Annotated in this window: 21 protein-coding genes and 1 pseudogene; 13 read left to right on the plus strand and 9 right to left on the minus strand. The window is 68.9% G+C overall.

The window, feature by feature from the left end; genetic code table 11:
• Nucleotides 1–95 precede the first annotated feature (95 nt).
• The 5 genes and pseudogenes from ABT340_RS42465 to ABT340_RS14935 all read left to right on the plus strand — a co-directional run.
• Nucleotides 96–858, plus strand: a pseudogene (locus ABT340_RS42465) (transposase); the annotation flags it as partial.
• Between the two features lie 316 nt (nt 859–1,174).
• Nucleotides 1,175–1,321: a hypothetical protein gene (locus ABT340_RS14920; RefSeq protein ID WP_352011288.1), complete on the plus strand. Its 147-nt coding sequence runs from the start codon at nt 1,175–1,177 to the stop codon at nt 1,319–1,321.
• A 206-nt stretch (nt 1,322–1,527) separates the two neighbouring features.
• Nucleotides 1,528–1,962, plus strand: a complete 435-nt coding sequence (locus ABT340_RS14925; protein WP_352011289.1) for a hypothetical protein — start codon at nt 1,528–1,530, stop codon at nt 1,960–1,962.
• Between the two features lie 462 nt (nt 1,963–2,424).
• Nucleotides 2,425–2,844 (plus strand): hypothetical protein, encoded by a 420-nt coding sequence (locus ABT340_RS14930; protein ID WP_352011290.1) that lies wholly within the window; start codon nt 2,425–2,427, stop codon nt 2,842–2,844.
• Nucleotides 2,845–3,265: 421 nt separating this feature from the next.
• Nucleotides 3,266–3,400, plus strand: coding sequence for a hypothetical protein (locus ABT340_RS14935; protein WP_352011291.1), 135 nt, complete (start codon nt 3,266–3,268; stop codon nt 3,398–3,400).
• Between the two features lie 353 nt (nt 3,401–3,753).
• Here ABT340_RS14935 and ABT340_RS14940 read toward each other — a convergent pair whose 3' ends face one another.
• The gene (locus tag ABT340_RS14940) at nt 3,754–4,524 is read right to left on the minus strand and encodes a neutral zinc metallopeptidase (RefSeq protein WP_352011292.1); all 771 of its coding nucleotides are present in this window, start codon (nt 4,522–4,524) and stop codon (nt 3,754–3,756) included.
• Between the two features lie 190 nt (nt 4,525–4,714).
• Nucleotides 4,715–5,671: a neutral zinc metallopeptidase gene (locus ABT340_RS14945; protein WP_352011293.1), complete on the minus strand. Its 957-nt coding sequence runs from the start codon at nt 5,669–5,671 to the stop codon at nt 4,715–4,717.
• A 119-nt stretch (nt 5,672–5,790) separates the two neighbouring features.
• On the opposite strand from ABT340_RS14945, the gene dxs reads away from it, so the two are divergent.
• Entirely contained in the window at nt 5,791–7,725 is a 1,935-nt protein-coding gene (gene dxs / locus ABT340_RS14950; protein ID WP_352011294.1) for a 1-deoxy-D-xylulose-5-phosphate synthase, read from the plus strand.
• Here the strand turns inward: dxs and ABT340_RS14955 are convergent.
• The gene (locus ABT340_RS14955) at nt 7,670–8,350 is read right to left on the minus strand and encodes a DedA family protein (protein WP_352011295.1); all 681 of its coding nucleotides are present in this window, start codon (nt 8,348–8,350) and stop codon (nt 7,670–7,672) included. The genes dxs and ABT340_RS14955 overlap by 56 nt on opposite strands.
• Before the next feature lie 142 nt (nt 8,351–8,492).
• On the opposite strand from ABT340_RS14955, the gene ABT340_RS14960 reads away from it, so the two are divergent.
• Complete coding sequence (locus ABT340_RS14960; protein ID WP_352011296.1) at nt 8,493–9,980, plus strand: amino acid permease; 1,488 nt, start codon at nt 8,493–8,495, stop codon at nt 9,978–9,980.
• A 4-nt stretch (nt 9,981–9,984) separates the two neighbouring features.
• On the opposite strand, the gene ABT340_RS14965 is transcribed toward ABT340_RS14960, so the two are convergent.
• The 3 genes from ABT340_RS14965 to ABT340_RS14975 form a co-directional block, all read right to left on the minus strand.
• Complete coding sequence (locus ABT340_RS14965) at nt 9,985–10,374, minus strand: SSI family serine proteinase inhibitor (RefSeq protein ID WP_352011297.1); 390 nt, start codon at nt 10,372–10,374, stop codon at nt 9,985–9,987.
• 109 nt (nt 10,375–10,483) lie between these two features.
• Entirely contained in the window at nt 10,484–12,568 is a 2,085-nt protein-coding gene (locus ABT340_RS14970; RefSeq protein WP_352011298.1) for a 3-hydroxyacyl-CoA dehydrogenase NAD-binding domain-containing protein, read from the minus strand.
• Complete coding sequence (locus ABT340_RS14975; RefSeq protein ID WP_352011299.1) at nt 12,565–13,764, minus strand: thiolase family protein; 1,200 nt, start codon at nt 13,762–13,764, stop codon at nt 12,565–12,567. The genes ABT340_RS14970 and ABT340_RS14975 overlap by 4 nt, the downstream gene beginning before the upstream one ends.
• A 413-nt stretch (nt 13,765–14,177) precedes the next feature.
• Here ABT340_RS14975 and ABT340_RS14980 point away from each other — a divergent pair, with 413 nt between their 5' ends.
• Nucleotides 14,178–14,810 carry a GmrSD restriction endonuclease domain-containing protein gene (locus ABT340_RS14980; protein ID WP_352011300.1) on the plus strand — a complete coding sequence of 211 codons (633 nt, stop codon included), beginning with the start codon at nt 14,178–14,180 and terminating at the stop codon, nt 14,808–14,810.
• Nucleotides 14,811–15,005: 195 nt separating this feature from the next.
• The gene (locus ABT340_RS14985) at nt 15,006–15,347 is read left to right on the plus strand and encodes a YciI family protein (RefSeq protein WP_352011720.1); all 342 of its coding nucleotides are present in this window, start codon (nt 15,006–15,008) and stop codon (nt 15,345–15,347) included.
• Nucleotides 15,348–15,419: 72 nt separating this feature from the next.
• Here the strand turns inward: ABT340_RS14985 and ABT340_RS14990 are convergent, their stop codons facing one another.
• Entirely contained in the window at nt 15,420–16,646 is a 1,227-nt protein-coding gene (locus tag ABT340_RS14990) for an HRDC domain-containing protein (RefSeq protein WP_352011301.1), read from the minus strand.
• A complete protein-coding gene (locus ABT340_RS14995; protein WP_352011302.1) occupies nt 16,643–17,239 on the minus strand; it encodes a DUF3000 domain-containing protein in 597 nt (198 codons plus the stop codon). Before ABT340_RS14995 ends, ABT340_RS14990 begins: the two co-directional genes overlap by 4 nt.
• Nucleotides 17,240–17,865: 626 nt before the next feature.
• Between ABT340_RS14995 and hemE the strand changes: the two genes are divergently transcribed.
• On the plus strand, nt 17,866–18,903 hold the full coding sequence (hemE, locus tag ABT340_RS15000) for a uroporphyrinogen decarboxylase (RefSeq protein WP_352011303.1): 1,038 nt from the start codon (nt 17,866–17,868) through the stop codon (nt 18,901–18,903).
• Nucleotides 18,904–18,908: 5 nt separating this feature from the next.
• Here the strand turns inward: hemE and ABT340_RS15005 are convergent, their stop codons facing one another.
• Nucleotides 18,909–19,862: a DUF4349 domain-containing protein gene (locus tag ABT340_RS15005; RefSeq protein ID WP_352011304.1), complete on the minus strand. Its 954-nt coding sequence runs from the start codon at nt 19,860–19,862 to the stop codon at nt 18,909–18,911.
• Nucleotides 19,863–19,994: 132 nt separating this feature from the next.
• Here ABT340_RS15005 and hemG point away from each other — a divergent pair, with 132 nt between their 5' ends.
• From hemG to ABT340_RS15020, 3 genes are all read left to right on the plus strand, one after another.
• Complete coding sequence (hemG, locus tag ABT340_RS15010; protein WP_352011305.1) at nt 19,995–21,434, plus strand: protoporphyrinogen oxidase; 1,440 nt, start codon at nt 19,995–19,997, stop codon at nt 21,432–21,434.
• A gap of 62 nt (nt 21,435–21,496) precedes the next feature.
• A complete protein-coding gene (gene hemQ / locus ABT340_RS15015) occupies nt 21,497–22,138 on the plus strand; it encodes a hydrogen peroxide-dependent heme synthase (protein ID WP_386190635.1) in 642 nt (213 codons plus the stop codon).
• Between the two features lie 63 nt (nt 22,139–22,201).
• Nucleotides 22,202–22,825 (plus strand): hypothetical protein, encoded by a 624-nt coding sequence (locus tag ABT340_RS15020; protein WP_352011307.1) that lies wholly within the window; start codon nt 22,202–22,204, stop codon nt 22,823–22,825.
• Nucleotides 22,826–22,842 lie beyond the last annotated feature (17 nt).

Here is a 22,842-nt window from a genome sequence, read left to right on the forward strand (position 1 = left end):
GCCCATAATCCGCTACCGCAGACACTTACCGCTTAACCTGCAGAAACAGGATCACGCGAAGGGCAGCTCATACACCACTTCGCTGGACGTGACCGATCGGCCGGATGTTCCACCTGACCTACTCCCTGCCGGGGGTGTGGAAGCTGCTCAGGTGGCACGGCTGGTCATGCCAGGTGCTAGCCCGCCGGGCGAGCGAACGGGATGAGGAGGCGATCGCCGTGTGAAAGACGCGAGGTATGGCCGGGCGTGGGACCACCGCGACGGACCTGGGTGCGTGGGTCTGCTTCGAAGACGCGTGCGGCCGGACGATGAGGCCACCGATGGCCCACACCTGGCGCGCGCGTGGCCTCACGCCGGTGATGCGGGTACCGGGCCGCCGCGAGAGCAGGGTCTCGGTCGCCGCCCTGACCTGTTACCGCCCCGGCAGGAGTTCCTGGCTGATCTACCGGATCCACCTCTACTGGCGCCGCAAAAGCGAGGCGGCAAGGTTCACCTGGCGCGGCTACCGGGACCTGATCGTCATGGTGCATGTGTAGCTCGGAGCGCCGATCGTCCTCGTCTGGGACAACCGCAACCGGCGCATCTGCCCGGACATGCGACGCTTCATCGCTGGCAACGCCGACTGGCTGCGGGTCTTTCAGCTGCCCTCACACGCTCCGGATCTCAAAGGCGGTGGAAGGCATCTGGTCGCTGCTGAACCGCAGCGGCCTGGCCAACCTCGCCGCGGCGAACCAGGATCACCTGGTGCGTGTGATCAAGCGCGGGTTGAAGAAGGTCCACCAGTACCGGCCGCATCTGATCGACGGCTGCCTGGCAGGGACCGGCTTGCTCCTCAAGCGCCGTAATCCCACGAATTAAAGGCCAGCAGGGTTTGGCGAAACCCTTCGGTCAGGGTTCGGCTGGACCGTGCCCTTCGAAGGCGAACGGAGTCAGGCGACCTTTGCGGCCGGTGTGGTGAAGGTGTTGTCGGCGTCGGGGCGTCGGCGGATCCAGTGGTCGAAGCTGAAGTTCTCGCCGCGGGTGGCGTGGCTGGTGGAGACCTTGACTTGATCATGTAGGTCAGGTCCTCGCCCCGGTGCCCGGGGGACCGCCGGACACTGCCGACGAAGGACCCGTCGATGGCCATGGCCCCGCACTGACCACCTGCCTGAGCGGCAGTCGAAGCATCAAGACCTTGGCCGACGTGCCCGCCGTCTCTCAGGACATCGACGTCGGCAAAGGGACCGTCGGCCGCAGGCACAACATCGTCACCGACATGGGGACCGCCACCGCCTGTTGCGGATGCTCGGTGGTGACCATGGTAAACGGCGAGCTTGAATAAGCTGAGTTCGACAGGCGGATGAAAGGGCTGTGGGCTCACCAGCGGGAACGCTGAGACGGGGCGGAGACGGAGAGATACGTTTCCGGAGGGGCTACCAAAAAGCCCTAGGATCGCGCTCTGGGTCGTAGATGATACGAGGCGGTGTCTGCAAGGGAATGGTCTTGATCATAGGTGGGAGTGCGCGACGAACCGGTCGGCTCCTCGGCGTGGCTGTGGTTTTCCTTGGCGCATGCCTCCTTACGTCGGGGTGCGGGGTGTTCTCTGGGAAGACTCAAGTCGATCCGGCTGTCCTCGACGAGGTGCGTGGTATCGGCAAGGTGTTGGGAGAGGACACCGACGAAGGAGACTATGGGGCGGGAATTGAAGTCACAAACCTGCTCGTCATCGATGTCGGGGGCGTGAACGGCCCTGATGCGTCCCGTAAGGCCCGTGATCTCTTAAGCAATCGCAAATGGGTGGTTGTGAGAGAGGTGGCTCCCGACGGGGTCGAGATGAGGTCGACCGCGTGGAAAGGTGTATATCTGGATTTCCAGCCGTTCTTCTCCGAGGAACGCCGCACCTATCCAGATGGGATCAGCAAAGCGATCAAGGCGTCGACCAGGCCGGAGACGCTTCTGATCGTGAGCCTGGATCAGACCTGACGATAATTCAGTTTCCCGTTCACCGGGTTGTACTTAAACAAAGAAGATGAAACGCGCTTCACGCCTTAGGCTGGATTCTGATTGCTGTGGCCCATAGGTGCCTAAGGTGAGATGGGCTCCGCCCGTCGGTTTATTCGCGAAGAGGCCGGCGGGCGGAGCTGTATTTGGGCTTGAGTAGATCATCCTTCTTGAGGATTGATGATGAGCCGTTGGTCATGGTTTCCGTTGCGTGCAATTCGGCGACTGTGTGAGAAAATTCTTGATTGGCATGTGCCTGTCGTGCCCACGTGATTCGCCGGTCGTTGTTGGATGATTCATTCTGTTAGGGCTTTGAAAAAGCCATAGGATGCGGGAAGATGAGGAGGAAGGGGGTACTCGTGGAAGGGCGGTGGGACGTTGGTTGCCTCTTCGGAAGGGAAACGAAGCGAGTCGGGTCCGTGGAAGCGATGGCCTCGTCGTGCAGTGTGGGTGCTCGCGCCGGTTCTGCTGCTTTACGTGGTCGTCATGACACCGGCGTGGATGCACGACCATCAGTTGGCCGGTCTGGTTGACCGGGCTCTGGGCTACCCCCTGCCGAAGGGGAGCGATCTCGGGGACTACGAGCCACAGAGCGAAGTGAGACCAGGCGCCGATCTGTGCAACTATCACGTTCGTTTTGAGATCGAGACGGAAGCCTCGGCCGAAGAGGTGCTGACGTACTATCGGACCGCGAAAATCACCCCTGTCGGAGAGGGTGACTTGGCGGTCAACGTCTGGGAACCTTTCGGTCCCCCTGCTTCTCCTATGGACGATCCGAAGGAGAACGGCGGTCGTCGGCGGATCATCGTCGAACTTCAGGACAACCATCACGACGGCGGCTTCTGGGATCTCCGCTGTCTTTGAGGGTCATGGTCTCCGGTCCTGAAGGCCGGAGACGACTCAGCTGAAGGCCTGGTGCCCTCACGGGCTCGACATTGTGACCGCGGCGGACGTGATTTTTTCAGGTGATCCGGCTGGCCGCTGAAAAGGTGCAATACAGCGTGGGCCGACACATTGAATCGACTGTTTGCGGGTGGTCCGGTGGGTCGTCGCCAAATGAACCGCCTTCTCGGTGGCCGGGTCGTGTTCGTGAGCACGCCCTCCAACGGTCTTGAGAGTGAGGACCGAACCTTCGAGCTCTTGAAACCGCGGAGAAGAGGACGTTGTTCTCCTGCTCGGCATCGCGGCGATGCTCATGGACGGAAACGGCCAACCCTCCAGAGCGTGACTCTCGGCTTGAGAAAGCCGGTCTTGTCGTGCTGGGCGTACGGCGTCGGGAGGCCTGATGCGGCCGGAGGACGCGTGGAGGCTTGTGATTTCAACCGGGGTCGAGCCCCCTGCGGCCGTGGACGAGGAAAGCGAGGATCACCTCGGGGAGGTCAACCGGCAGTGGGAGAACGTCGCGCGCCGGACCGGGTGATCGACCGTGACGGGACCTTCCTGCCGTCTCCCTCCGGGGCGGGGCGTCTGGATCAGCCAGGTGACGTCCGGCTGGCCCAGGAGCTAGCGCTTGATCCTGGAGAGCCGAAGTTCGTCACGATGTCGAACCCCGGAAACGCCGTCAGCGGTGTCACGGCCGAAGAGCACAGTACGTGGATAAGAGGCCTGGACCACCTGACGGACCAGAAGGACAAGTCTGACCGTTCTTCCGTCCTTCATGGCCGGCCTGATCCGTGTGCCCAGGCCAAGAGGCAGGACTGCGCATGCCGATCGAACAGTCCCGTTCTGAGGGGCAGAACCCGGCTGGACGACGCCCCTCGAAGATGAACGGAGTCAGGCGACCTTTGCGGCAGGGGCGGTGAAGGTGTTGCAGGCGTCGGGGGAGTCGGCGGCGAAGCCTCGGCGGATCCAGTAGGCGATGTTGGCGTGTTTGCCGTGGGTGGCGTTGCCGATGGCGACCTTGATCATGTAGTTCAGGTCCCTCTTGCGGCGGCCGAGGGACATCCAGACGCTTCCGATGAAGGCACCGCCGAAGCACTCGGCCTGGAGCTCCATTCTGCGGGTCGCGTCGAGTTCCGCCGCCTTGTTCCTGTACTTGCGGTTGAGATACGACGTCATGATCCCGGTGAGCTGCTGCACGTGGTGGCCGTACTCGTGGGCGATCGTCGCGAACAGGAGCAGCTCTGTCTGCTTGGAGAGGATGTCCCGGTCGAGCCGGAAGGTGATCCTCTGGTTGTTCGGGCAGTAGACGGCCTGGGCGGTCTTGGGGTATTTGCCGCAGCCGGTCTGCAGGTCCGTCCGGGTGGTCGTGACGAGCTTGGGCCTGGAGAACGAGAAATTCGCCTCGGTCAGATGGTCTCCCCAGCCGGTGTTCAGGCAGTCGAGCAGGAACTCCAGATCGACCCGGGCCGCGTCGAGGTCGTCGGGCTGGGTCGGCTGCTCGTCGCACGACTTGATCCTGAACCGCCCGCTGTCGTAGATCGGGTTGCTCTTCGTGGGGTCCTTGCTCACGGACGCCTGCGCGAAGGGGGCCGCGCCGGCCGTACCGGCGAACAGCAGGCTCGCCAGCACACCGGAAACAAGGGAGATGGCGGGGATACGCATGATCCCGAACCTTAATGGAGGTAAAGAGGGGGGTAAAGCGAAATGCCCCTGGTGGGTATGGTCAACGAAACGGGGGATATCGGATGTTAAGCCTGATAGGCGGACCGAGGGCGGTTTAAAGATGACCGAAATCTGAGATAAGAGGCATCCGAAGAGATAATACGAAAAATCCGGAAAAAGACGGAAGAGGTCAGGAGACCGTGCTCGCGGAGGCGGACCAGGTGTTGCACGCCGACGGGGAACCCACCTCGAAGCCGCGCTGCATCCAGTAGGCCTGGCTGCGGCCCTTCCCGTGGTCGTTCCTGATCCAGTTCTTGTGGCCGTTGGCCGTGACCCACTCGATGATCGAGTCCCAGTCGGCCTGCTCGACGGACAGGTCGGCGGAGACCTGGCGGAGGAAGGCCGAGCCCAGGCAGTCGGCCTGCAGTTCGAGGCGGCGGGAGAAGGCGAGCTTGGTCGAGAGCCTGGCGTTCCAGACGCTCCTGCCGTAGTAGTCCATGACGCCCATGAGCTTCTGCACGTGGTGGCCGTACTCGTGGGCCATGAACTGGGCGTGGTTGATCGGGTAGGGGTTGCTCAGCGCCTCGCGGAGCACACCGATGTAGATCGTGCGGTTGGTCGAGCAGTAGAACCCCGCGGCCTTGGCCGGCCACCGCCCGCACGGGCTGGTCACCTTGGTAGTGGTGGTGAAGCGCAGGGCCGGGCGGGAGAAGGGCAGGCCGGCGGCGGTGAGCCGCGCCCTCCACACCCGGTCGAGACAGCGGGTGATGCGGGTCATGAACGTCCGGTACGAGGAGGCGCTTCCCTCGCGGATTCCTCCCGCCAGGCACCGTGAGGACGAGGAGACGCCACGCACCCGGTAGAGGGGGCTGGTCGTTGCGGCGGCGCGTCCGGTGGGCGCCTCCCGCTGCGCGCCCCCGGAGAGCCGGGAGGGCTGGGGGGACGGCTTGGCCGCCGGTGAGTCGGCCGCGGGGGTGCTGAGGTTCGTGGTGGCCGAGGCGGCCGTGGCGGGCTTGGCGCCACCGAGGGGGCCGGTGAAGGGACCGATGGGAGCGCACGCACTCACGGCGCCGACGACCACGAGCAGGAGAGATGCCGTGATCGCGGTGGTGAGTGATGGTTGTTGCCCGGAGGGGGAAGTGCGCATGGTGAGGCAAAGGGTATTGCAAGTGTGGATAAAGTGTGCAGAATCGCCGTCCCCGGGGGAGGTGTCCGTCATGCGAACTAGACTCGGCTCTGACGCTGACCGACAGAGGGGATGATTCCGTGAGCGAGCGGACCGGACGGCCTGGCAGTCTGCTGGATTCGGTCAAGGGACCACGGGACCTGAAGGCGCTGGGGGCGGACGAGTTGCCCCGGCTCGCCGCGGAGATCCGGGATCTGCTGATCAGTTCGACGGCGCGTGGCGGCGGTCACCTGGGCCCCAACCTCGGTGTGGTCGAGCTGACGATCGCGCTGCACCGGGTCTTCGACTCCCCGCGCGACCGCATCCTGTGGGACACCGGCCACCAGGCCTACGTCCACAAGATGCTCACGGGCAGGGCGGCGGACTTCGACCGGCTCCGGCAGGAGGGCGGCCTGTCCGGCTACCCCAGCCAGGCCGAGTCCGAGCACGACGTCATCGAGAACTCGCACGCCTCGACCGCGCTGTCCTACGCCGACGGCCTGGCCAAGGCCCACCGGCTGCGCCGCGAGAACGACCGCACGGTCGTCGCGGTGATCGGCGATGGAGCGCTCACCGGCGGCATGGCCTGGGAGGCGCTCAACAACATCGCGGCCCACAAGGACCTGCCGCTGATCATCGTGGTCAACGACAACGGCCGCTCCTACTCGCCGACCATCGGCGGTCTCGCCTCGCACCTGGCCTCGCTGCGCGCCACCCAGCGCTACGAGGACATGCTGGAGTTCGTCAAGGACAACCTGGCGAAGGTTCCCGTGGTCGGCTCCCCGGTCTACGACGCGCTGCACGGCGTGAAGAAGGGCATCAAGGACGTCCTGGCCCCGCAGGTGATGTTCGAGGACCTCGGCCTGAAGTACATCGGCCTGGTCGACGGCCACGACGAGCAGGCCGTCGAGGCCGCGCTGCGCAAGGCACGCGACTTCCGCCGCCCGGTCATCGTGCACGTCCTGACCAAGAAGGGCTTCGGCTACTCCTTCGCGGAGAACCACGACGAGGACCGCTTCCACTCGCCCAGCGCCTTCGACCCGCTGACCGGCGAGGAGAAGCCCAAGCCGCACGGCTGGACCAACGTCTTCAGCGAGGAGATCGTACGGCTGGCCGCAGAACGCCAGGACATCGTGGCCATCACCGCCGCGATGCTCGGTCCGGTCGGCCTGATCCCGTTCTCCGAGGCCTACCCCGAGCGTCTCTACGACGTCGGCATCGCCGAGCAGCACGCGCTGACCAGCGCGGCGGGCCTGGCCCTCGGCGGGCTGCACCCGGTCGTCGCGCTCTACTCGACCTTCCTCAACCGGGCCTTCGACCAGCTGCTCATGGACGTCGCCCTGCACCGCCTGCCGGTCACCGTCGTGCTCGACAGGGCGGGTGTGACCGGTGACGACGGTGCCAGCCACAACGGCATGTGGGACCTGTCGATCCTGCAGGTCGTCCCCGGCCTGTCGATCGCCGTGCCGCGTGACGAGCCGCGCCTGCGCGAGCTGCTGGCCGAGGCGGTCGCGATCGAGGACGGCCCGAGCGTGGTCCGCTACCCCAAGGGGCCGGTGTCCACGGAGATCGAGGCGGTCGGACGGCTCGGCGAGATGGACGTGCTGCGCCAGGGGCGGCAGGGCGGCGACTCCGACGTGCTGCTGGTCTGCGTCGGCCCGATGGCCGAGCTGTGCGTCGAGGCGGCCGCGCTGCTCGACGCCCAGGGCATCTCGGCGACCGTGGTCGACCCGCGCTGGGTCAAGCCTCTCGACGAGGAGGCCCTGGTCAAGGCCGCCTGCGCGCACAAGCTGGTCGTGGTCGTCGAGGACAACGGCCGGGTCGGCGGCGTCGGCGACGCGGTGGCCAGGGTGCTGCGCGACGCCGACGTGGACGTCCCGGTCCGCACCCACGGCATCCCGCAGCGCTTCCTCGACCACGCGAAGCGGGCGAAGATCCTCGGCGACGTCGGGCTGACCGCGCAGGACATCGCCCGCCAGATCACCGAGGCGGTCGCGCGGCGCTCTCCGGCTCTGGAGAACCAGCCGGCCCGCTGACCGCCGTCGCCTCGGCGGCCGGTGAGACGGCCGCCCTGGCGGCGCGGCTGCGCCGTACGATCACGAACAGGCCGACGGCCAGTACGGCGGCGCAGGCGGCGATCGGCACCAGCAGGTGCTGGTGCTCACGGGCGAAGGTGCCCGCCATGGAGCCGAGCGTCAGATAGGTCGTCACCCACAGGGCGCTGCCGGGAACCGCCCAGCGGATGAACCTCCTGTACGGCACGCCGAGGCTCCCCGCCAGGACCGGGGTCAGCCCGTTGACCAGCGGCAGGAAGTAGGAGGCGGCCAGGGCGGGGCCGCCTCCCTCACTCATGGCCACCCGCTCGGCCCTGCTCCAGCGGCGTTCGCCGATCCACCGGCCCGCTCTGCTGTGACGCACGCGCGAGCCGTACCGGCGGCCGATCAGCCAGCCGCCGGTCGAGCCGAGGAAACAGCCCACGACCCCGGCCAGCGCCGCGACCGCGATCTCGGCGGGGCCGGTCAGCGCGGTTCCCGCCACGACGATCGCGGCGTCCCCGGGGACCACGGTCCCGATCAGCAGGGAACCGTCCAGCGTGAGCAGCGCCAGCAGCACCGCGCCGACCAGGAATGGGTCCAGCTGGCCCAGCGTGTCCAAGAGCATGACCCCATGCTTCCTCTGGACGGGCAGGCGGACATCGGGATTTTCCCCTAAAGAACCCCGAGTATCACCGTTCAGCGACTGATCGGTTGGGCATGACTTGCTCCATAAAGGTGGGCGACTGTGGATGGTCAAGGAGGACCCCATGGGTGCGCAACGTGCCAGAGGAGTATTACGCGTAAAGTCGGTCGAGCAGTCGATCAGGGACACCGAGGCCCCCGAGCACCGGCTTCGCAAGGATCTCTCCGCGCTCGACCTGACGGTCTTCGGGATCGGCGTCATCGTCGGCACCGGAATCTTCGTGCTCACCGGGCGGGTCGCCAGAGACCTGGCGGGACCCGCGGTCGCGTTGTCGTTCGTGGTGGCCGGAGTCGTCTGCGCGCTGGCCGCGCTCTGCTACGCGGAGTTCGCCTCGACCGTGCCCGTCGCCGGTTCGGCCTACACCTTCTCCTTCGCCACACTCGGCGAGTTCCCCGCCTGGATCATCGGGTGGGACCTGACGCTGGAGATGGCCCTGGCGGCCGCGGTCGTCGCGGTCGGCTGGTCGGGCTACCTGACGTCGTTGCTGAGCTCCTACGGGATACATCTGCCCGATGCGATCGCGGGGGAGGGGGCGGCCTTCAACCTGCCGGCCGCGTTGATCGTGCTGATCCTCACCGCGGTCCTGGTCGCCGGGGTCAAGCTGTCGTCCCGGGTGAATCTGATCATCGTCGCGATCAAGGTCGCCGTGGTGCTGCTGGTCATCGTCGCGGGGCTGTTCTTCCTCAACGCGGAGAACTACACGCCGTTCGTCCCGCCGGCGCAGCAGACGCCCGCGGTCGAGGGCCTGGCCGCGCCGCTGATCCAGGTGTTGTTCGGGGTCACACCGGTCGCCTTCGGCGTCTTCGGCATCTTCGGCGCGGCGGCGATCGTGTTCTTCGCCTACATCGGCTTCGACATCGTCGCGACCGCCGCGGAGGAGACCCGCCGCCCGCAGCGCGACCTGCCGATCGGCATCATCGCCTCACTGGCCATCTGCACGGTCCTGTACGTCGCGGTCTCCCTGGTCGTCGTCGGCATGCAGCCGTACTCCAGGCTCAGTGAGGCCGCGCCGCTCGCGGACGCCTTCAAGGCCGTCGGCCAGACCTGGGCGGCCACGCTCATCAGCGTCGGCGCGCTGGCCGGTCTCACCACCGTCGTGATGATCCTCATGCTCGGCCAGTCGCGGGTGCTGTTCGCGATGTCCCGCGACAACCTGCTGCCGCGGAGCCTGGCCAGGGTCCACCCCAGGTTCGGCACCCCGGCCAGGATCACGATCATCATGGGCGTCGTCGTGGCCGTGCTGGCGGGGCTGGTCCCGCTGTCCACGATCGCCGAGCTGGTCAACATCGGCACGCTCTTCGCGTTCGTGGTCGTCTCGATCGCGGTGGTCATCCTGCGCCGGACCCGTCCGGATCTGCCGCGTTCGTTCCGTACGCCGCTGGTGCCGTTGGTGCCGATCCTGTCGGTGCTGGCCTGCCTCTACCTGATGCTCAACCTGCCGGTGGAGACCTGGCTCAGGTTCGTGGTGTGGATGATCATCGGAGTCGTCATCTACGCCCTGTACGGCTACCGCCACAGCCGCGTCGCCCATTCGGCCGAGACCGGCTCGTAGCAGGTCAGAAGGAGAACACCGGGCCGGTGAGGGCCGTCATCTCACACCGGTTGTCATAGGTGTGCTCGAACCGCACCGGTCTGCCCTCCCATGTCCCCGAGGCGCTCACGGCGTGCGCCACGTGCTTCCGGCCGCAGATCCTGTCGACGTCGTAGGTCATCCTCGCCAGGTCGCCCCCGAACCTCCCGAGCATGCCGCAGGCGGTGGTGAAGGAGGGGCGGGACTCGGCCCGGCCACAGCGCAGCAGGACGCTCCTGGCGGGACCGCCGCCGACCGACAGGCTCAGCACGACCGCCGAGGCGGGGAGCGTCCCGGAGACCGCGCCGGAGAGCGCGGACGGCGCGGCCGCGGCGGCGAACGTCAGGACGGCGGACACGATCTTGACGGTTCTCATGCCATCCGTTGTTCCCGGTCACTCCCGCCCCCGGGCAAAGATCGCGACCGGATCGTCCCAAGGATCACCCGGCGGTGGCCGCCCCCGTGCGGGGCGGCCACCGTAGGCGTCACGCCGGGACGGAGGCGACGCCGGGAGGAAGGAAACGGGGCTCGGCGACGCCCGTACGGTCGAGATAAGGGGTGACGCCACCCAGGTGGAACGGCCAGCCCGCGCCGAGGATCATGCACAGGTCGATGTCCTGGGCCGCGGCGACCACGCCCTCGTCGAGCATGAGACGGATCTCCTCGGCCAGCGCGCGCAGGGCGCGAAGCCGTACCTCCTGCGCGGTCGAGGGGGAGGACCCGCCGGAGAAGAGGGCCGTGGCCTGCGGGTCCAGCGACAGGTCGGGGGCGTAGACCCCCGGCCTGCCCTCGGCCACCAGCCGGGCGAGGTTCTCCGAGACTCCGTAGCGGGACGGGAAGGCGGCGTGCAGGGTCTCGGCGACGTGCAGCGCGACGGCGGGACCGACGAGCTGGAGCAGCGTGAACGGGGTCATCGGCAGGCCGAGCCCGTCGAGCGCGTGGTCGGCGACCTCAAGCGGGGTGCCCTCGTCGACGGCGGCGATGACCTCGCCCATGAACCGGGTGAGCAGCCGGTTGACCACGAAGGCGGGCGCGTCCTTGACCAGCACCGACGACTTCTTCAGCGTCCTGCCGACGGTGAAGGCCGTGGCCAGGGTGGCGTCGTCGGTCTCCGCGGCCCGGACGATCTCCAGCAGCGGCATCATGGCGACCGGGTTGAAGAAGTGGAACCCGACGACCCGCTCCGGGTGCCGCAGGCCCGCGGCCATCTCGGTCACCGACAGGGAGGAGGTGTTGGTCGCCAGCACGCACTCGGCGGAGACGACCTCCTCGACCTCGGCGAACACCTTCCTCTTGACCCCGAGGTCCTCGAAGACCGCCTCGATCACGAAGTCGGCGTCGGTGAAGGCGTCCTTGGTCAGCGAGCCGGTCACCAGGCCCTTGAGCCGGTTGGCCTGGTCGGCGGACAGCCGGCCCTTGCCGAGCAGCTTGTCGATCTCGGCGTGCACGTGGCCGACGCCCCGCTCCAGCCTGTCCTGGTCCAGGTCGGTCAGCACGACCGGAACCTCAAGACGGCGGGCGAACAGCAGCGCCATCTGGGAGGCCATCAGGCCCGCGCCGACGACGCCGACCTTGGTGACCTTGCGGGCCAGCTCCCGGTCCGGGGCCCCGGCAGGCCGCTTGGCCCTGCGCTGCACCAGGTCGAAGGAGTACAGGCCCGCGCGCAGCTCGTCGCCCATGAGGAGGTCGGCCAGGGCCCGGTCCTCGGCGGCGAAACCCTCGTCGCGGGAGGCGGTACGGGCCAGTTCGATCAGGTCGAGGGCGCGGTAGGGGGCGGGGGAGGAGCCACGCAGCTTCATGTCGACCAGGAAGCGGGCGTCGGCGAGGGTCTTGGACCAGTCGCCGGCGGTGTGGTCGGTCCGGGAGACGGTCACTTCGCCGCGCAGCACCCGGGCCGCCCAGCGCAGCGACTCCTCAAGGAAGTCGGCGGGCTCGAACATCGCGTCGGCGACGCCCGCCTCGAAGGCCTCCCGGCCCTTGATCATGCGGTTCTGGGAGAGCGGGTTCTCGATGATCAGCCTGATCGCGGCGGCCGGGCCGACGAGGCGGGCAAGCAGCTGGGTGCCGCCCCAGCCGGGTACCAGGCCGAGGAAGCACTCGGGCAGCGCGACGGCCGTCACGCCGGAGGAGACGGTCCGGTAGGTGCAGTGCAGGGCGATCTCCAGGCCGCCGCCCATGGCCGCGCCGTTGACGAACGCGAACGACGGCACGTCCAGCTCGCCGAGGCGGCGGAACACCCGGTGGCCGAGCTCGCCGATCCGCAGCGCCTGCTCCCGGCCGGTGATCACCGGGAGGCCCTTGAGGTCAGCGCCGACCGCGAAGATGAACGGCTTGCCGACGACGCCGACGGCCGCAAGGTCGTTCCTGGCCGCGACCGCGTCGAGCGCCTCGCCCAGCGACGCGAGCCCCGCCGGGCCGAAGGTAGACGGCTTGGTGTGGTCGAAGCCGTTGTCCAGGGTGATCAGCGCCATGAGGCCGGCGCCGTAAGGCAGCTCGACGTCGTGGACGATCGCCTTCGTGACGACCTCGTCGGGGAACAGTTCTTCGAGGTTGCTTCCGTTGTCGGTCACTTCGTGCCCTCCCAGGCGAGGTTCTCCCAGACGACCGTTCCGCCCATGCCCATGCCGACGCACATCGTGGTCACGCCGTACCGTACGGCGGGGCGCTCACCGAACTGACGGGCCAGCTGCGTCATCAGCCGCACCCCCGAGGAGGCCAGCGGGTGGCCGTAGGCGATGGCGCCGCCGTACGGGTTGACCCTGGGGTCGTCGTCGGCGATGCCGAAGTGTTCGAGGAAGGCCAGAACCTGCACGGCGAAGGCCTCGTTGATCTCGAACAGGCCGATGTCGGAGACCGAGAGCCCGGCCAGGCGCAGCGCCCGCTCCGTCGAGGGGATGGGGCCGATCCCCATGACCTCCGGATCGACACCGGCGAAGGCGTAGGAGACCAGGCGCATCCTGGCCGTCAGGCCCAGCTCCTCGGCGATGTCGGCGGCGGCCACGATGCAGCCGGTCGCTCCGTCGTTGACGCCGGAGGCGTTGCCCGCGGTGACCCGGCCGTGCGGGCGGAAGGGGGTCTTGAGCGGGGCCAGCCCGTCGAGGGTGGTACCGGGGCGGGGAGCCTCGTCGGCGGTGGCCAGCCCCCAGCCCCGTTCTGCCGAGCGGGTCGCCACGGGGACGAGGTCGGGCTGGATGCGGCCGTCGGCGTAGGCCTTGGCGGCCTTCTCCTGGGAGGCGACGGCGAAGGCGTCCGCGCGTTCCTTGGTGATCGACGGGTAACGGTCGTGCAGGTTCTCCGCGGTCATGCCCATGACCAGGGCCGAGCCGTCCACGAGCCGCTCGGCGAGGAAGCGGGGGTTGGGGTCGACGCCCTCGCCCATCGGGTGGCGGCCCATGTGCTCGACGCCCCCGGCGATGGCCACGTCGTAGGCGCCGAAGGCGATGCCCCCGGCGACCGAGGTCACCGCGGTCATGGCGCCCGCGCACATCCGGTCGATCGCGTAACCGGGCACCGTCTTGGGCAGCCCGGCCAGAACGGCGGCCGAACGACCGATGGTCAGGCCCTGGTCGCCGATCTGCGTGGTGGCCGCGATCGCCACCTCGTCGACGCGCTCGGGCGGCAGGTTGGGGTTGCGCCGCATCAGTTCGCGGATGACACGGATCACCAGGTCGTCTGCGCGTGTCTCGGCGTACAGACCCTTGGGGCCCGCCTTGCCGAAGGGCGTGCGCACACCGTCGACGAATACGACGTCACGAGACGAAGGCACGGGTTCGCTCCTCGTTGCTGGGTGGCTACCCGTCCATGCTACTCGTCGGTAACAACCCCTGGCACGACCGGGCGCGCCACGTCCCTGTCGCGGCGGACATCGAGCGGATGCTGATATATCGGGTTTCAAATTGAGATGACGATTGAGGGTATTTCTCGGAAATATCGATTAACCGGGAATTCGCTCCCTGTTTGGGGTGATAAAAGGCATCCGTCCGACGACCTTTTCGGGTGTTGCCGCAGGTAGAGGTTCCTTTTTGGATGGTTGGCGGCATTATCCGCCTAATCGATATCCATATCATCGTCAAACACTGATATTTGTGTGGTTATTCTCGCTTGAGAAGTTCCGTCTGTTCCCGCCTCGTGAAGCCCAGACCTCCCACTGGCCGGGGCGGGAGACAGAAGGGGCCACTCGTGAGACGAGTCGTCACCGCGGCTCTCGCCGCCCTCACCGCCGTTCTCCTCACCTCCACCCTCACCACCGGTACGGCATGGGCCGTCCCGCCCGGCATCCCCTCGCCGTCCACCGCCGCCGCCAGGCTCGACACGCTCACCGTGGAGAGCGAGTCGCACCAGGACACCTACAGCCGCACCCTCTTCCCGCACTGGATCACCATCAGCGGCACGTGCAACACCAGAGAGACCGTGCTCAAGCGGGACGGCTCCGGCGTGGTCGTCAACTCCAGCTGCGCGGCGGTCTCGGGAAGCTGGTACTCCCCCTACGACGGCGCCACCTGGACCGCCGCGAGTGACATCGACATCGACCACATGGTTCCGCTCGCCGAGGCGTGGCGGTCGGGGGCCTGGGCGTGGACCACCGCCCAGCGGCAGGCCTTCGCCAACGACCTGGACGGTCCCCAGCTGTGGGCGGTCACCGACAACGTCAACCAGCAGAAGAGCGACCATGACCCCTCGACCTGGCAGCCCTCCCTGCCCGGCTTCCGCTGCACCTACGCCTCGGCCTGGATCCAGGTCAAGTGGGCCTACGACCTGACCCTGCAGAGCTCGGAGAAGGCCGCCCTGCAGGACATGCTCTCCTCCTGCTGACCCTCTCCGGGTACGGCCGCCGCCCCACGACGGGCGACGGCCGTACCGAGGGAGACGGTGAGATCGGGCGTTTCCGGAGTGCCGTTTCACTTTCGCCGGAAAAGCGGGCCTTGCTACCGTCCACCGCTTCGACAACCCTGTGAACAGATGCCCGTTCCAGGTGCCGTGACAGCGAGGAACGCACGCGTGAAGTACATGCTGATGATCTACAACAATCCCGAAACCTGGGAAGTCCTGTCGAACGCGGAACAGGACGGCCTGATGGACGAGGCCAGGAAACTGGCGGCGGAACTGACCGCCTCGGGGGAGTGGGCCGGCGGGGACGCCCTGGCCGACAGGTCACGGGGCAGGACCGTCCGGGTGCGGGACGGGGGCCCGATGATCACCGACGGGCCGTTCATCGAGGCGAAGGAACACCTGGCGGGTTACTGCGTGATCGACTGCGCCACCGAGGAACGCGCCCTGGAGATCGCCGCCCGCTGGCCCGACGCGAGGATCTGCGCGGTGGAGATCCGGCCGATCGAACCCCCGAAATGACGGCGCCCCTCGGGCCGTGACGGCCTCAGCCGAAAACGGCCCCGAGGGGCACAGCCGTGCGAACGGCCTGGATCAGGCCTCGCCCTTGGTCTCAAGGCGGAGCAGCGCCTTGGCCATCGGGTGGGCGGTCAGCCCGATCTGCCACTCCCGCGCGCCCAGCTCGCGCAGCCGGGCCGCGACGGTCTCGTCGTCGATGACGGCCGGTGGCTCCCAGGTCAGGCGGCGGACGGCGTCTGGCTGGACGAGGTTCTCCGTCGGCATGTGGTGCTCGTCGGCGAGCGCGGCCACCACGGTCCGCGCGGCGGCCAGGCGTCGCGCGGCGGCCGGGTCACGGTCCATCCACCGGTTGGCGGGCGGCGGTCCGTCACCCGGCGCGCTCGGCTGCGGGAGCTGAGCCTCGGGCAGCGCGCGCGCCCTGCCGATCGCGGCCAGCCAGTCACGCAGGTGCCTGCGGGCGCTACGGCCGGTGAACGGGGGGATCTCGGTGAGCGCCTTGGTGGTGCGGGGCTGTTCCAGGGCCGCGGTGACGATCGCCGCGTCGGGCAGGACCCGGCCGGGTGCGAGGTCGGAGTCCCTGGCCAGCCGGTCGCGGAGCGTCCACAGCTCCCTGACCACGGCGAGCCCGCGCAGCGAGCGGACCTTGTGGATGCCCGAGGTGCGCCGCCACGGGTCGGAGCGGGGCGCGGGGGACTTGTGCGCCAGCACCGCGGAGAACTCCTCCTGGGCCCAGGACAGCTTCCCGCTGGCGTCGAGTTCCTGGTAGAGGACGTCACGCAACTCGACCAGGACCTCGACGTCGAGCGCCGCGTAACGCAGCCAGTCCTCGGGCAGCGGCCGGGTCGACCAGTCGGCGGCCGAGTGACCCTTCTCCAGCCTCAGGCCGAGGACGTTCTCCACCATCATCCCCAGGCCGACCCGTTCGTAGCCGAGCAGCCGCCCGGCCAGCTCGGTGTCGAACAGCTCCCGGGGATGGAAGTTCAGCTCGGCCAGGCACGGCAGGTCCTGGGAGGCGGCGTGCAGCACGATCTCGGCGTCGGCGAGCGCCTCGTCGAGCCCGGACAGGTCGGGGCAGTGGGTCGGATCGATCAGCGCGCTGCCCGCACCGGCGCGGCGCAGCTGTACCAGATACGCACGTCCGCTGTAGCGGTATCCCGAGGCGCGTTCGGCGTCGACGGCGACCGGCCCGGTGCCCTCGGCGAAGGCGCGCACGACACGTGCGAGGTCGGCTTCGTCCTCGATGACGGGTGGGATTCCCTCTCGCGGCTCCAGCAGCGGAACGATGGTTGTCTCGTCGGTCACGTTCGGAAGGACTCCGGATCTTCGCGACGGCGTGGCGGCAGGCTCGCCACGTCGGGTGGCAGGGGTGGTATACCGGCCGCCAGGCACATCAGATCGCACCAGGCGGCGACATGGCCGGAGAGGTCCTCCTCCAGCGGAGACCAGGAGGCGCGCAGCTCCAGTTCCGTGGTCACCGGATCTCCGTCCTTGTTGCCGAAGCCCTCGGAAACCGCCTTGGTGACGGTGCCTCCGGCGGCGGCGTAGGCGACGCCGTGCGCGTCGAGTGACTCAGTGAGCCAGCTCCACGCGACGGGGCCGAGCAACGGATCCTCGGTGATCTCGGGCTCCATGTCGGCCCGGACGTAGGCGACCAGCCGGAACTGGCCGTCCCAGCCGCGCTGGCCGTCCGGGTCGAAGAGCATGATGAGACGGCCGACCGCGAGTTCGTCGTCGTCGCGGTAGACCGACGCGCCGATGGCGGCCGAGTAGGGGGCGAGGCGCTGTGGCGCCGGGATGTCCTCCAGCTCGATCTCCGGTCTGACCTCGGTGGGGCGCATGCTGGCTGCCGCGCGCGTGAAGGCGGCGGGAGCGGGCGGCGCGTCACCGGCGGTCATACCGGAAGCGTAGGTCGGAACTGAACGCATGGGGACCACTGGGGTGTGTGTAGGAGCCATCGGGACCGATCAAGCCACTGCCGCCGCCCGGTGGGGGGCGGGCACGTCCGCGTAGTGGGGGAAGGCATGGGGGGGCTGCCCGGACACCCGCTCGTCGGCACAGGAAGCGCAGTGCTCACCGCGGTGCTCAGGTGAACTCCACATCGTGGACATCGCACAGGCCTTTCGTCGGGTCGTGGTCCGACGTTGGCACGTCGCGCCGACATTTCCGCGCAACGTGCTCGGCGTGTCCCGAAAGTGGTGCCGGAATGATGCCGCGCGGTGACTTGGCGAACATTTGGCTCAGCCGAGGGCTGGGCCAGGTTCGTCAATGGGAGGAACTGTACCCGGAAACATGATCGCTTCGCGCGGCCCGGAGCCTCCCGGGGCGCTCCGCTCCAGGATTCCAGCCGGTGGGGTGGCGGACGAAGCGCTCGAAACGGGTAGAACCCTATCGTCATCATGACTTGAAGCTGTCTGGGTGTTGTTAGGTGTGATCTCATTTAATAACCGGTGATTTCATACCCAGAACGACGCTCAGCAGCCGTGAAGAACGGACCGCGTCACCGGCATGGCACCCTGGTGGGGTGACTCCCGAGCTCGCCGACTCTCCGTTCCTGCGCGCATGCCGCCGCCAGCCCGTCTCCCGCACTCCCGTGTGGTTCATGCGGCAGGCCGGTCGTTCGCTGCCCGAGTACCGGGCGGTGCGCGGTGAGGTGCCCATGCTCACCGCCTGCGCGACCCCGGATCTGATCGTGGAGATCACCATGCAACCCGTGCGCCGCTACGGCGTCGACGCGGCGATCTTCTTCAGTGACATCGTGGTGCCGCTCAGGGCGATCGGGATCGACCTCGACATCAAGCCCGGCGTCGGCCCGGTCGTCGCGGAGCCGATCAGGGACGCCGCGGGGATCGGCAGGCTCCGCCCGCTCGAACCCGGAGACGTCTCCTACGTCACCGAGGCCGTCGGCGCCCTGACCGCCGAGCTGGGCTCGACCCCCCTCATCGGCTTCGCGGGCGCGCCGTTCACCCTGGCCTCGTACCTCATCGAGGGCGGCCCCTCCAAGAACCACGACCACACCAAGGCCATGATGTACGGCAGGCCCGACCTGTGGCACGCCCTGATGGAGCGGCTGACCGGCATCACCGTCGGCTTCCTGCGCGTCCAGGCGGACGCCGGGGCCTCGGCCGTACAGCTCTTCGACTCCTGGGTCGGCGCCGTGGCGCCCGACGACTACCGCGAGTTCGTCATGCCCTACACCACCCGGATCTTCGAGGAACTGGCCGACCTGGACATCCCGCGCATCCACTTCGGCGTCGGCACCGGCGAGTTGCTCGGGCTGCTCGGCGAGGCCGGGGCGGACGTGGTCGGCGTCGACTGGCGGGTCCCGCTCGACGAGGCCGCCAGGCGCGTCGGGCCGGGCAGGGCGCTGCAGGGCAACCTCGACCCGGCGATCCTGCTGGCCCCGTGGGAGGTCGTCGAACGCAGGGCCGCCGACATCCTGGCGCGCGGAGCCAAGGCCGAGGGGCACGTCTTCAACCTCGGCCACGGCGTGCTGCCCTCGACCGATCCCGACCAGCTCGCCCGCCTGACGGACTTCGTCCACGAGGCCTCGACCCGCTGAGGCCGTCAGGTCTCCTCGGTCTCAGCCGGCCCGGAGACCCTGGCGGTCTCGGCGGGCTCGACCGGCTCCCGATCCGGTGCGGCGGGCGCGGACCCGCCCCTGAACAGACGCCGCAGGAGGACCACGGCCAGCCCGACCAGGCCCAGTACGGCCAGCCAGGGCAGCAGCGCGCCCAGCACGACGAGGCCGATCCCGACGGCCGAGACGAGGGACCGCCAGCCGGAGCGCAGACCGCCGAGGAAACCGGGGGACTCCTCCTCCGGTTCCTCGACGGTGACCTCGGGACCGATCAGGTTCAGCGTCAGCGTCGCCATGCTCGTCTGCGAGGCGAGCGTCTTCTGCCGGGCCTGGAGGGATTCGAGGTCGGCCTCGCGCGCCGAGACCTCCCGCTCGACGTCCAGCACCTCACCGATCGTCTTGGCCTTCTTCATGAGGGAGCGCAGCGAGTCGAGCGCGGCCTGCGACGACCGCAGCCGGCTCTCCACGTCGGCGACCTGCTCGGTGACGTCCTCGGTGTTCTGCTGCAGGGACTCCCGTCTGCCCAGCTCCCCGCCCAGGCGCTGCAGTACCCCCGGGTAGGCCGAGGGCGGGACCTTGAAGGTCAGGCTGGTCGAGGCGCGGTCACCGTAGCCGGTGTCCGACTTCTCCGTGGACAGGTAGCCGCCCGCCGTGGTGACGATCCGCCGCGCCGTGTCGGCCGCGGCGACGACGTCCTTGGCGCGGACGGTCAGCTCGGCCGTGTAGATGATCGCCCGATCCTGCGCGACCAGCTTCACCTGTTCGTCCCGCTTGGGTGCGGCCTCTTTCCCCGGCCGGGGGGACGACTCGGCCATCGCCGGTGCGGCCTGGTTCTCGGCGGAGCCACCCGAGTCCGGGATCGATCGCATGCTCTGTCCGGCGCAGGAGGACAGGGACAGCGCGATGGCCGTCACGCACACGCCGTACGCGAGTTTTCTCATGCCCCTGGAGACGGCCCCGGCGGCGGCGTGGTTTTGCCGGGGGGATCACGATGGCATCACGTTCCGGTACGGCCCGCCACGGGACGGGGGGAGACACGCGGGCGGCCATGGCGGGAGGTACGGTCAGGAGTCATGGAAGGCAACCGGTGCCATGTGGTGGTCGTCGGCGGGGGGATCGCGGGTCTGGCGGCCGCGTGGTACCTCAGGCAGGGCGGTGAGGGCGTCCGGGTGACCGTGCTCGACGGCGCCCGGCGGATCGGCGGCAAGCTGTTCGCCTCCGAGGTCGCGGGTGTCCAGGTGGACGCCGGGGCGGAGGCCATGCTCGCGCGGCGCCCCGAGGGCAGGGCACTGGCCGAGGACGTCGGCCTCGGCGGGGAGCTACGCGACCCCGCGACGACCCAGGCGGCCATCCTCAGCAGGGGCGCGCTGCGCGCCATGCCCGCGGGGCAGGTCATGGGCGTCCCCTCGGACCTGGCCGCGCTGGTCAGGTCGGGGGTGCTGAGCCCCGCCGGTCTCGCGCGTGTCCCACTGGATCGCGTCCTGCCCGCCACCCTCGTCACGACCGACGTCTCCGTCGCCTCCTACGTCAGGGCCAGGATGGGCGAGGAGGTCGTCGAGCGGCTGGTCGAGCCGATGCTCGGCGGCGTCTACGCGGGCCGGGCCGAGCGCCTGTCGCTTGAGGCGACGATGCCCGGGATCGCCGCGGCGGCCAGGTCGGAGCGGTCACTGCTCACCGCCGCCCGCGAGATCGTCACCGGGGCGCGGAAGGAAGGGCCGGTCTTCACCACGCTGCACCGGGGCATGGGCTCCCTGCCCGCGGCCGTCGCCGAGGCCTCCGGCGCGGAGATCAGGACCGGTGTCACGGTCAGGGAGCTGCGCCGTACCGAGAGCGGCTGGCGTCTCGTCGCGGGGCCGGTGCCCGAGCCCGAGGTGATCGAGGCGGACGCCGTGGTCGTCGCGGTGCCCGCTCCGGCGGCCGGTCGCCTGCTCGCGGCCGAGGTGCCCGGGGCCGCGGCCGAGCTGGCCAGGATCGAGTACGCCAGCATGGCCGTCGTCACGCTCGCCTACCCCAGGGCGGCCTTCCCCGTACCGCCGACCGGCAGCGGTTACCTGGTCCCGCCCGTCGAGCGGCGCGCGGTCAAGGCCGCCACGTTCAGCTCGGTCAAGTGGCCGCACCTGGCCGAGGCAGACCCCGATCTGGTCATGCTGCGCTGCTCCGTCGGCCGCCTGGGCGAGGAGGCGCTGCTCCAGCGCGACGACGCCGACCTGGTCGCCCTGGCGGTGGAGGAGATGGCCGAGGTCGCCGGGGCGCGCGGGCTGCCCCGCGACTCCAGGGTGACCCGCTGGGGCGGCTCCCTGCCGCAGTACGACGTCGGCCACCTCGACCGGGTGGCCCGCATCCGCGCGGCCGTCGCCTCGCAGCCCGGCCTGGCCGTGTGCGGCGCCGCCTACGACGGCCTCGGCGTCCCCGCCTGCGTCGCGACCGCCCGTACCGCGGCGGCCCGGATTCTGGACCACCTGGATCCGGCGGGACAATGGCATGGGAAAGCTGATTCGCTGACGAAGGGGTGAGGACGACGGACGGGAACCCGCGGCCGAAGGCACGCGACCTGAACCAGGTGATCCGCTACACCATGTGGTCGGTCTTCCGGCTGCGCGAGCGCTGCCCGGCCAACCGCGAGGGCATGGCCGACGAGGTCGAGGACCTCCTGGCCCAGGTGGCGGAGAAGGACGTGGTCACCCGGGGTCTGTACGACGTCGCCGGGTTCCGCGCGGACGCCGACTTCATGTTCTGGTGGCACGCGCCGTCCGCCGACGACCTGCAGGAGACCTACTCCAGGTTCCGCCGCACCGAGCTGGGGCGGCTGGCCGAGCCCGTCTGGTCGGTCATGGCGCTGCACCGGCCCGCCGAGTTCAACAAGTCGCACATTCCGGCCTTCCTCGCCGAGGAGGAGCCACGCGGATACGTCTGCGTCTACCCGTTCGTCCGCTCCCTGGAGTGGTACCTCCTGGAGGACGCCGAGCGCCGTGCGATGCTGGCCGAGCACGGCAAGATGGCCCGGGAGTACCCCGACGTCAGGGCCAACACCGTCGCCTGTTTCGCGCTGAACGACTACGAGTGGATGCTCGCCTTCGAGGCCGACGAACTGCACCGCATCGTCGACCTCATGCGAACCCTGCGGGGCGCGCGGGCACGGCTGCACACCCGGGAGGAGATCCCCTTCTACACGGGCGTCCGCAAGCCGGCCGGAGAGCTGATCGCCGCGCTGCCGTAGCGGCGCCATGACACCGCCCCCGGGGGAGGCCCGGGGAGAACGACGCCGTCTGTGAGGCCGAGGATGGAAACGGGCGGGAACCGCCGCAGGAGGAGCCGGAGCCGGTCCCGTCTCCCGGGGACGCTCCGGGCGCTGGTCGGGGCGGCCGCGCTGGTCGCGGCGCTGCTGGTGCTCGGCGGCTCGCTGCTGCGGCCGGGCGCGCGCACGCAGGAGCAGGAGATGGGGCGGGCGCTGGTGACCGCCCCCGTGGCGGCGCCCGCCGAGACGGAGGATCCGGCGAAGGACCCTGGGAAGGCCACCGGGAAGGCCGCGGAGAAGGCCACGGCCGACAAGCCGCGTAAGGCGAAGAAGGGGCAGGAGGCCAAGGCCGGGGGGCTGTCCAAGCACACCGACAAGCAGGCGCTGGCCTACTTCGTCGAGCACAAGGCGACCAAGCGTCTGAAGGACATCCGGATCGTCGGCGGCTACCTGCGCATCTACACCGACCTTCCCGACTCCGCGAGCAACTCCAAGCAGGCCCTCAAGCTCTGCGAGACGGGTCGTGACTATCTCGTCGGGGAGGTCGGCGATCCGAACCCGGTGGTCTTCGTCCAGGCGAGGTTCGGCGAGAACGGCAACCCCGTCCTGGCGAACATCATCGGCTCCAAGGACCGTGACTGCCGCCTCACCTACCCCGAGCCGAAGTGACGACGGGTCATCTCACC

Origin of the sequence: Streptosporangium sp. NPDC000239 (genome assembly GCF_040300765.1) — a bacterium.
Classification (GTDB): domain Bacteria; phylum Actinomycetota; class Actinomycetes; order Streptosporangiales; family Streptosporangiaceae; genus Streptosporangium.